Origin of the sequence: Prevotella multiformis DSM 16608 (assembly GCF_000191065.1) — a bacterium.
Classification (GTDB): Bacteria; Bacteroidota; Bacteroidia; order Bacteroidales; family Bacteroidaceae; genus Prevotella; species Prevotella multiformis.
Window position 1 is genome coordinate 355,618 of sequence record NZ_GL872282.1, and the last position, 8,634, is coordinate 364,251.

The 8,634-nt window shown below is 48.1% G+C and carries 9 protein-coding genes and 1 tRNA gene; 6 read left to right on the forward strand and 4 right to left on the reverse strand.

The features are described from left to right. The first annotated feature begins 199 nt into the window (after positions 1-199). Complete coding sequence (gene rplS, locus HMPREF9141_RS01510) at positions 200-568, forward strand: 50S ribosomal protein L19 (protein WP_040554333.1); 369 nt, start codon at positions 200-202, stop codon at positions 566-568. Positions 569-667: 99 nt separating this feature from the next. Here the strand turns inward: rplS and HMPREF9141_RS01515 are convergent, their stop codons facing one another. Then, positions 668-952, reverse strand: a complete 285-nt coding sequence (locus HMPREF9141_RS01515; RefSeq protein WP_007366634.1) for a hypothetical protein — start codon at positions 950-952, stop codon at positions 668-670. Between the two features lie 433 nt (positions 953-1,385). On the opposite strand from HMPREF9141_RS01515, the gene HMPREF9141_RS01520 reads away from it, so the two are divergent. Then, the gene (locus HMPREF9141_RS01520; RefSeq protein ID WP_007366636.1) at positions 1,386-2,018 is read left to right on the forward strand and encodes a hypothetical protein; all 633 of its coding nucleotides are present in this window, start codon (positions 1,386-1,388) and stop codon (positions 2,016-2,018) included. 159 nt (positions 2,019-2,177) lie between these two features. Here the strand turns inward: HMPREF9141_RS01520 and HMPREF9141_RS01525 are convergent, their stop codons facing one another. Further along, positions 2,178-2,552 (reverse strand): RidA family protein, encoded by a 375-nt coding sequence (locus HMPREF9141_RS01525; protein WP_007366637.1) that lies wholly within the window; start codon positions 2,550-2,552, stop codon positions 2,178-2,180. 273 nt (positions 2,553-2,825) lie between these two features. On the opposite strand from HMPREF9141_RS01525, the gene HMPREF9141_RS01530 reads away from it, so the two are divergent. The 3 genes from HMPREF9141_RS01530 (at position 2,826) to HMPREF9141_RS01540 (ending at position 4,781) form a co-directional block, all read left to right on the forward strand. Continuing rightward, positions 2,826-4,016: a phosphoribosylaminoimidazolecarboxamide formyltransferase gene (locus HMPREF9141_RS01530; protein ID WP_257009566.1), complete on the forward strand. Its 1,191-nt coding sequence runs from the start codon at positions 2,826-2,828 to the stop codon at positions 4,014-4,016. Positions 4,017-4,202: 186 nt separating this feature from the next. Then, positions 4,203-4,562 (forward strand): four helix bundle protein, encoded by a 360-nt coding sequence (locus HMPREF9141_RS01535; RefSeq protein WP_007366639.1) that lies wholly within the window; start codon positions 4,203-4,205, stop codon positions 4,560-4,562. A 33-nt stretch (positions 4,563-4,595) separates the two neighbouring features. Next, positions 4,596-4,781, forward strand: a complete 186-nt coding sequence (locus tag HMPREF9141_RS01540; RefSeq protein ID WP_007366640.1) for a hypothetical protein — start codon at positions 4,596-4,598, stop codon at positions 4,779-4,781. A gap of 1,346 nt (positions 4,782-6,127) precedes the next feature. Here HMPREF9141_RS01540 and HMPREF9141_RS01550 read toward each other — a convergent pair. After that, entirely contained in the window at positions 6,128-6,955 is an 828-nt protein-coding gene (locus HMPREF9141_RS01550) for a CPBP family intramembrane glutamic endopeptidase (RefSeq protein WP_007366642.1), read from the reverse strand. A 49-nt stretch (positions 6,956-7,004) separates the two neighbouring features. Then, a complete protein-coding gene (gene ribF / locus HMPREF9141_RS01555; protein WP_040554130.1) occupies positions 7,005-8,060 on the reverse strand; it encodes a riboflavin biosynthesis protein RibF in 1,056 nt (351 codons plus the stop codon). Between the two features lie 243 nt (positions 8,061-8,303). Here ribF and HMPREF9141_RS01560 point away from each other — a divergent pair. After that, a tRNA-Ile gene (locus tag HMPREF9141_RS01560) sits at positions 8,304-8,377 on the forward strand. Positions 8,378-8,634 lie beyond the last annotated feature (257 nt).

Genomic DNA, 8,634 nt, shown 5'->3' on the forward strand with positions numbered 1-8,634 from the left:
CCGCTTACCTAAACAGGAAAAAGGAGAAATGTCGCACAGGCTGCTGCCCAAGCAGGTTGTAAAGATAATCTGCGGAAAGCTTTGCCGGTTCGGAAAAAAGCCGTAACTTTGCAGCCGCTTTCCGGTGTAACCGCTGATCGTGGAAGAGTCATGGATTATGTTGCATGGGAACGACAAACAATATTTAATTAACAAGAAAATGGATTTAATTAAAGTTGCTGAGGAAGCATTTGCAACCGGCAATCAGTTTCCAGAATTCAAAGCTGGAGACACCATCACTGTCGCTTACAAAATCGTCGAGGGTAACAAACAGCGTATTCAGCTCTACCGTGGCGTAGTCATCAAGATTTCAGGGCATGGCGAGAAGAAGCGCTTTACAGTTCGCAAGATGTCCGGTACCGTCGGTGTCGAGCGTATCTTCCCGCTGGAGTCACCGAACATCGATTCTATCGAGGTGAACAAACGCGGTAAGGTTCGTCGTGCCAAGCTTTACTACCTGCGCAAGCTCACGGGTAAGGCGGCACGCATCAAGGAAAAGAGAACCGTTGCTGCTGTTGCAGAGAAGTAAACCCTTGGAAATCCAGGAAAACAAAAGTCCGAGACCCTTGACGGTCCCGGACTTTTGCTTTTCCCTACGTGCTGAATCCTTGCAGAAGAGGCAGAGACTTCAATCCTCATAATTCAGTCTGGCGTCACTGTTCCCATGCAAGGCGGCACTCAGGTCTTTCCAGTTCTGAAAGCCGGCAAAGAGTGCCAGTCGGTCCAGCGTCTTTTTAGACGGTCTCTCCTTTCCCCTGAAATAACCTGTCAGTCTCTTCAGTGATGAAGTTTCCAGATGAATGTGGTGGACAGCCAACTTACCTGACAACTTCTCCAAGTCGGAAGCCAGATCTTTCCGCACCTGCGTTTTACGACCCAGCTCCTCAATAATGCTTTTAAAGCTCTTTTTCATCTCTCATCTACGACAAATACTAATGTGATGCAAAAGTAATAAAAGATTGCGTAACCACATAAGGTTCAACTGGTTTTCTTCGTTAAGATTATAGAAAATCTTACCTTGCCCTAAATGATGAAAAGGGGGAAAAACACATACGAAACACCCAAAATGTCATTCACAGAACGACTTGTAGAAAACGTAAATAAATCAAAAGAACACAAAAATAAGTTCTATACACAGAAAGCACAACAGAAAAGTCTTACCTTTGCAGCCCAAATGATGTCTTCAGTCCCACTTTGCAAAAGACATCCATCACTTTATGGACAGTAAAACAAACCTGATAACGGTCATCATTATTAAGAGAGGAATTATCTGAGTTGCTGATTTTTATATTCAATCAGGAAAAGAGAAATATCTGAGTTATTAATTTTAATATCAAACAAGAAGTATGAAGAAAGTAAACATCAAGTCCATTCTGCTGTTATCCATGTTGTTTCTGCAGACTGTCACGCTAAAGGCACAAGACGATCTTACCAGGATTTACGGAGTATATATCGGAAAAGCCACGACAGAAATCGAAACAGCAGGTGGAAGCATGAAACAACCTGGTGAAAGGAAATTCCAAGTAGAGATTGTGAAAAGAGCTAATGACACGAAGCTGATATTAAAGGATTACAAATTAGGCAACTACGAATTTGAAGAGATTGTATTTGACAATTTCGATCAGTATTACCAACCGGAAAAGAAAGGCTGGAACTTCTTCACCGGTCCCCTTTCAGGTAAATATTTCAGGACAAAAGACAACAATTACACCATACAGCTATGGGGGAATCCCATTGATGATTACTGCTTTGTCTACGAAAACGGGACCATGGATTTCACTTTTGAAATCTACACAAACCCTAAAAGGAAAGTAAAGCATGTTTTCAAAGGGAAAAAGTTAGGTACGAGCGGTATCAATTCCTTATCAGCCAGGCACGACAAGGATGTAATATACAATCTGCATGGGCACCGGACACAAGGAGCGCAGAAAGGATTGTACATTGTCAATGGCAAGAAAGTACTGCTGAATAACAAATAACAGAGCGAAGAAGGCAACACGGTCTGTAGCAGACACAGCGTAATCCTCCGGAATCTTTCTCCGATACTGATTATTACAAGAAGAAATCCCTTTATAATGGAGTTCCACTTATGTACCTCCATTATAAAGGGATTCTTTGTCCCGGTAGAAGCCAGCAGTCTATTTCACCGCAATACACTCCACTTCTACCAATGCGCCCTTGGGCAGATCCTTGACGGCAAAGGCCGAGCGGGCGGGATAAGGCTGCTGGAAGAACTCGGCATAGACTTCGTTCATTGCAGCAAAGTTGTTCATGTCGGAGAGAAAGACAGTTGTCTTTACGACGTGGGAAAGGTCCACACCCGCTGATGTCAGTACATTACGTGCATTGGTGAGCGACTGGCGGGTCTGTTCCTTCACACCGCCTTCGGCAAAGGCATTGGTAGCCGGATCGATGGGAAGCTGACCTGATGCGAAGATGAAACCGTTGGCTTCGACAGCCTGACTGTAAGGACCTACTGCCGCAGGAGCCTTGTCTGTGTGTAATGCGTGCATATCTTTAAGAATTTAAAGGAGTTAAAGGAGTTACAGGGAGCCGGGCCGACGGCGAGACACCCCCTATACGCTCCAATGTTCATTTCTATTCGAGTGTAAAAGTACTGCTTTTCTTCAAAAGAAACAAACCTATACCGCTAATTTACTTAAAAACAACGAACGTGCCATCATATTCCATTATTTTTCCTCTGAAGAAAAAACACTTTCTTTATCCAACTGGCTTATAAATCACAGTTTTTATGTAAATTTGCACTACTCAATTACATATACCACATAAGTTATATGAAAGAATTAGCTCTCAAGTACGGATGCAATCCGAACCAGAAGCCTTCACGTATCTACATGGAAGAAGGCGAACTTCCCCTCACAGTGCTCAGTGGCCGTCCGGGCTACATCAACTTCCTCGACGCACTCAACAGCTGGCAGCTTGTAAAGGAGCTGAAGGCTGCAACCGGTCTGCCTGCCGCAGCCTCGTTCAAGCACGTCAGTCCGGCCGGTGCTGCTGTCGGTCTGCCGCTCAGCGACACGCTGAAGAAGATTTACTTCGTCGATGATGTCGACTTTGAGCTTACGCCGCTTGCCAGTGCATACGCCCGTGCCCGCGGTGCCGACCGTATGTGCTCCTACGGAGACTTCTGTGCCCTCAGCGACACCTGCGACAAGGAGACGGCACTGCTCATCAAGCGTGAGGTCAGCGACGGTGTGATTGCACCTGACTATACACCTGAAGCCTTGGAAATTCTGAAGGCCAAGCGCAAGGGCAATTACAACGTGATAAAGATTGACCCGGCTTATGTCCCGGCACCTGTTGAACATAAGCAGGTGTTCGGCATCACTTTCGAACAGGGGCGCAATGAGGTGAAGCTCGACGACCCTGCACTCTTCGGAAACGTCCCGACAAAGAACAAGACCTTTACCGAGGCGGCTAAGCGTGACCTTATCATATCGCTCATTACACTGAAGTACACACAGAGCAACTCCGTCTGCTACGTGAAAGACGGACAGGCCATCGGCATCGGCGCCGGACAACAGAGCCGCATCCACTGTACACGCCTGGCAGGCAGCAAGGCTGACGAATGGTGGTTGCGCCAGTGCCCGAAGGTGATGAACCTGCCGTTCAAGAAAGGCATCCGCCGTGCCGACCGTGACAACACCATCAACGTTTATATTTCTGACGAGTATGAAGATGTGCTGCAGGATGGCGTATGGCAACAGTTCTTCACGGAATGTCCAGAGCCTCTGACACGTGAGGAACGCAAGGAGTGGATTGCCAAGAATACGGGTGTCGCACTCGGTTCGGATGCTTTCTTCCCATTCGGCGACAACATTGAGCGTGCGCACAAGAGCGGCGTGGAATATATTGCACAGGCAGGCGGCAGCATACGTGACGACCATGTCATTGATACCTGCGACAAATACAACATCGCAATGGCATTTACAGGCATCCGCTTATTCCACCACTGATAGGTTTGAGCTTTGAGGTTTGAGGTTTGAGGTTTGAGGTTTATGCCTACGGGATAATGCAGGCTCAATTTTCAGACCTCAAATCTCAATCCTCAATCCTCAAACCTCAAACCTCAAACCTCAAATCTCAAACCTCAAACCTCAAACCTCAAACCTCAAACCTCAAACCTCAAACCTCAAATCAATATGGAAATAGAAAATGACATATACGTTTTATCCAAGGCTTTTGCTTTAAGGATAATCCATTTATATAGATATTTAACCAATGAGAAAAGAGAAAATGTAATATCAAAACAATTACTTCGTTCCGGAACAAGTATCGGGGCAAACGTACATGAAGCGAAGAATGCACAAAGCAGGGCTGATTTCTCCTCTAAAATGAACATAGCTTTGAAAGAAGCTACAGAATCTGAATATTGGATTGACTTACTGAAAGAAGCAACATTCATTTCTAAAGAGGCATACGAATCACTATATGCGGACTGCAGCCGAGTTAAGGCAGTACTCGTTAAAATTGTCAAAGCAACGAAAATTCCGAAAGAATAAACCTCAATTCTCAAACCTCAAACCTCAAACCTCATGGATGATTTTCAAAGTATATTAGAGAATGGCATTAGCTTCAAGGGATCATCAGGACCGAAAAAGGAAGATGACAAAGTGAAGACCAAAGCCAAGAAGAAGAAGTATGTTACCGGTGCACACGGTTCTGGCAGTGCAAAACAGAAGGCTAAATACCGCCAGCAACGTGCCAACCGGCACAAATAGAATCCGTTTCCCCACATTGGAAGTCCGGGAGTACGAGCCATGGACAGGAAAATGTGGCTCTGTACTGACAGGAGCAGCGGCCTGACAGCTTCCAATCTGTAAGTTGAGATTCTCTGAAAGAAAGGGAAAGCCCATTTCTCCACTCACAAATGAGTTTTGAAATGGGCTTTTCCTGTTGTTTCGTTGTAAACTGTAAGGCATTCGAGCAACTCCTATAGGGTGCGCTATCAAAAAACGGTTACGGATAAGCAGTCCTATCGCTAATCCCCCACCCTTCCCTCACCTCATTATGACATAGAACAATACCACGGCCACAAGCAGTAGCCTTTCCGTCCAATATTGAAAGATGGGAAAGACGGGGGCTTCCGTTAAATACATAGATTGGAAATAGAATAAAGGCTTATACACTTGCAGGGTATGACCGTCAAGAATCAGAGGGGCTTCAAAGGAGGATAAACTACAAGATAAAAGCAAAAACGCAAATTGATACGATGCCTGTCCATCAGCACGTCATTCCGTCTTCTACAACCAACTTATTCCCACATCATCGGTGTTTGTAAACCATTTTCATGCAGCCCAAGATGACACATGCCCTTCTGGCTTCTGAATGATGCCTGATTGACTTGCAACAGGTGCTCTTTTAGCGTGTTACCAACGCCCTTTTGAAGCACAATCGAGCACCTTTTCCAAACGGCTTGATAACCAACTGATTTACTGCCGGTTGCAAACTTGCTTTTTGCACGTGTTTTCTTTATTTGCAGATGATTGATTTGAAATTATGTAATGGTTTTTCAGAACCTTGTCTGTATTTCAACGTATTAAAACGAAAAGGCCTTTGTATCGGAGGATGAGAACAGGATAGACAGCTGACGGCCTCAGCTATGTTTTTGTTGAATGAATCACTTCGGCTCTTCCGTTAAGCTATACGAAAAGCATCCACGCATTTAACGGAAGAACCCCAAAATGGTTATGGCTAAGCAGTCCTATCGCTAATCACCGCCTTTCCTAACGTCATTATGATATACAACAATACTCCGCCACAAAGCAGTACCCTTTTCGTCCAGTATTGAAAGATGGGAAAAGACGGGCAGCAGCATATCCCCCCTGAAACAGCCAGGGCGAAGAGGAAACAACCAACAAAAGACCATCTTCAAGACTCCATCCGTTCAAAAGACCCGTTGCTGATTCTCAACAAGCTGTATCTCCTATTGTCCCCTTACAGAGAAGTTCTGCCGAGAGACTCCGAAGAATGGCTTTAAGGCTCAAAAAACACATCCGTTATCGGAAGATTTTATAGAATGCGACAGTCGGTGTGTCGAGGATCCAGTTCTGTCATTCCAGCTTTTTCATCTTTTCACTTTCTTCATCCGCATTCCCAGCTGGAAGAGTGATGGTATGAGGATACAGAGCGAGAAGAACAGTCCGCCGTACATCATCCGCTCGCTGCCATGGAAGAGGTCGATGAGTTTTCCGTCATTCATCTGCGGCATGAAATTGAACATCAGGTAGGCCACGGTATTGTTGACCCAGTGGAACAGGACTCCCGGGAGAATGCTGCCCGTGCGGTAATACATCCAGCCCAGCAGCAGACCGACCAGAAAGGCGTGCGTGCCCTGTGCCAGGTTCTGGTGGATGGCGCCGAAGACGAGGGCGGAGAACACAATGGCTGCCCAGTGGGCTCTGCTGCCAAAGATGTCCAGCAGCGTGCGCAGCACTGCTCCGCGGAACACGACCTCCTCGGCTATCGGAGCCATGATGCCCAGGGCGAGATAGCCCCAGGAGGTTCTCATGATGCTTTCGAACAGCTGCTGTGTCTGCGAGGGGAGGGTCAGATTGATTTTCTCTGCCATGAACTCCATCGGGAGTATCGAGCCTGCCGCCAGCAGGAATGCCCAGAAAAGGACACCCCAGGGGCGCGACCTGAGGTAGGTGCGCGACACCGGTGCCCAGCCGGCACGGGTGAAGAGGGCGAAGGTGAGCAGGCTGCTGATGACTGTGGTGACGGCAACGGCCGTTCCGCTGCTGCCCCCGTTCATGGAGGTACGGAACGGTATGCCCTGGACAATGGCAATGCATCCTGCCGACAGATACTGTGACAGGAACTGCAGCAGTACGAAGACTGCGACGAACAGGATGATGTACAGGACGTTTGTCCACGTGTCTTTATGCTTCATGTTTCTCTCTTTTCCTTAATGATGATCACTTTGTTCTTCTGCGGGCTGCCTACGGTCGGACTTCCATCTGCTGCTGCCCGATCTGTCCGGCATCGAACAGGTGGTTGATAGCTTCCCGGTCCTGTTCCAGCTGGTGTGCCAGGGCTTCCAGCGACCCGAACCTCCGCTCGTCTCGGATTTTGGCAATGAAGCTGACAGCCAGCGGCTTGTCGTAGAGGTCGCCGTCGAAGTGGAAGATGTTCACCTCCATCGACATCGCCTTGCCGTTGAATGTGGGACGCGTGCCGATGTTCATCATGCCCCGCCTCCACTCTGAGGAATCCTTCTGCCGTACGTCCACGGCATAGACGCCTGCTGCCGGGATGAGCAGGCGGCAGGCTGCCATGTCGAGGTTGGCGGTAGGAAATCCCAGCCGGTGCCCGTTCCCGTAACCGCGTACGATGGTGCTCTCTATCGTATAGGCATAGCCCAGCAGGCGGTTGGCTGATGCGATGTCGCCCCGGCGTATGCGGTCTCTGATGACCGACGAGCTGACCTTCTCTCCCCCCGGGAGGAAGGCATCGGCACGGACGACCCCGATACCCAGTGCCTGTCCATAGCGCACGTAGTCGTCGAAGCCCTCTGCACGGTCGTGTCCGAAGCGGTTGTCGTAGCCAATCAGGAGCTTCCGCACGTTCAGCTGCCGGCGGAGCACCTCGTCCATGAACCGGCGGGCAGAGAGGGCGGCCAGCGACCTGTCGAAATGCAGTACGAGGATGTTTTCGACCTGTGTTTCCGAAAGCAGCTGCAGTTTCCTCTCGAGCGTCGTCAGCAGCTCCGGCTGGTAGTCTGCCTGCAATACCTGTCGTGGATGGCGGTCGAAGGTGATTACGGCCGACGCCATTCGCGACCGCCGTGCCTCGTCGACGACACGTCCGATCAGGAACCGGTGTCCCCGGTGTACCCCGTCGAAGAATCCGATGGTAGCCGCCAATGCCGGCAGCTCCGGCCTCTCACCCTCTTTGATGTATATGATGTTCAATTCCGGTTGTCTGTAAATCTGTTTTCTGTTCCCGTCTGTTCCTGTATGCTGTCCATCCGTTATGCCCATCCGTGCCGGAGGCATATCATATACGCCCTTGATCCGGACATACCTGATAGTCCGCTTCTGCAGACCCGTCTGGATGAAGCGTCATAGGATGCCGTTACTGTCTCCAGTCGGCCGGGAAGTTTGCTGCAAAGGTACTCCAAATCGGCGTAAAAGCCCTCCTGTCCCGCTCAAAATGTGTTAAAACCTTAAAAATCCTTACCTTCCTTTCCCCTGTTTCCATTTTATTGATTACCTTTGCACCCGAATTAATATAATCCCGGACTTGTAGCTCAGTTGGTTAGAGCAACAGACTCATAATCTGGAGGTCCCTGGTTCAAGCCCAGGCTGGTCCACAACTGAAAATCAGTAACTTAGAAGAAACTCAAGTTGCTGATTTTTCTTTTCGGGAAAACAATGGGAAAACACAGCAATTTTGAAAACTCCATGATTTTTTGATAAACTTGGCATCGTATCAGCACAAGTAAAACATGTAAACGGGGTCTCGCAGAGTATCAAAATTGCGATGGGAAAACAGTTGGGAAAACATTTTTCCATCTTCTTAGTCTTTTCACTCCATATTTCTGTCCACACATCATGTCCCCTATCATTT

Excerpts from the sequence above, each read along its gene's own strand:
- HMPREF9141_RS01535 (WP_007366639.1), top strand. The coding sequence starts at position 4,203 with ATGGAAATAGAAAATGACATATACGTTTTATCCAAGGCTTTTGCTTTA.
- HMPREF9141_RS01515 (WP_007366634.1), bottom strand. The coding sequence starts at position 952 with ATGAAAAAGAGCTTTAAAAGCATTATTGAGGAGCTGGGTCGTAAAACG.
- HMPREF9141_RS01525 (WP_007366637.1), bottom strand. The coding sequence starts at position 2,552 with ATGCACGCATTACACACAGACAAGGCTCCTGCGGCAGTAGGTCCTTAC.
- HMPREF9141_RS01540 (WP_007366640.1), top strand. The coding sequence starts at position 4,596 with ATGGATGATTTTCAAAGTATATTAGAGAATGGCATTAGCTTCAAGGGA.
- HMPREF9141_RS01520 (WP_007366636.1), top strand. The coding sequence starts at position 1,386 with ATGAAGAAAGTAAACATCAAGTCCATTCTGCTGTTATCCATGTTGTTT.
- rplS (WP_040554333.1), top strand. The coding sequence starts at position 200 with ATGGATTTAATTAAAGTTGCTGAGGAAGCATTTGCAACCGGCAATCAG.
- HMPREF9141_RS01550 (WP_007366642.1), bottom strand. The coding sequence starts at position 6,955 with ATGAAGCATAAAGACACGTGGACAAACGTCCTGTACATCATCCTGTTC.
- ribF (WP_040554130.1), bottom strand. The coding sequence starts at position 8,060 with ATGCCTCCGGCACGGATGGGCATAACGGATGGACAGCATACAGGAACA.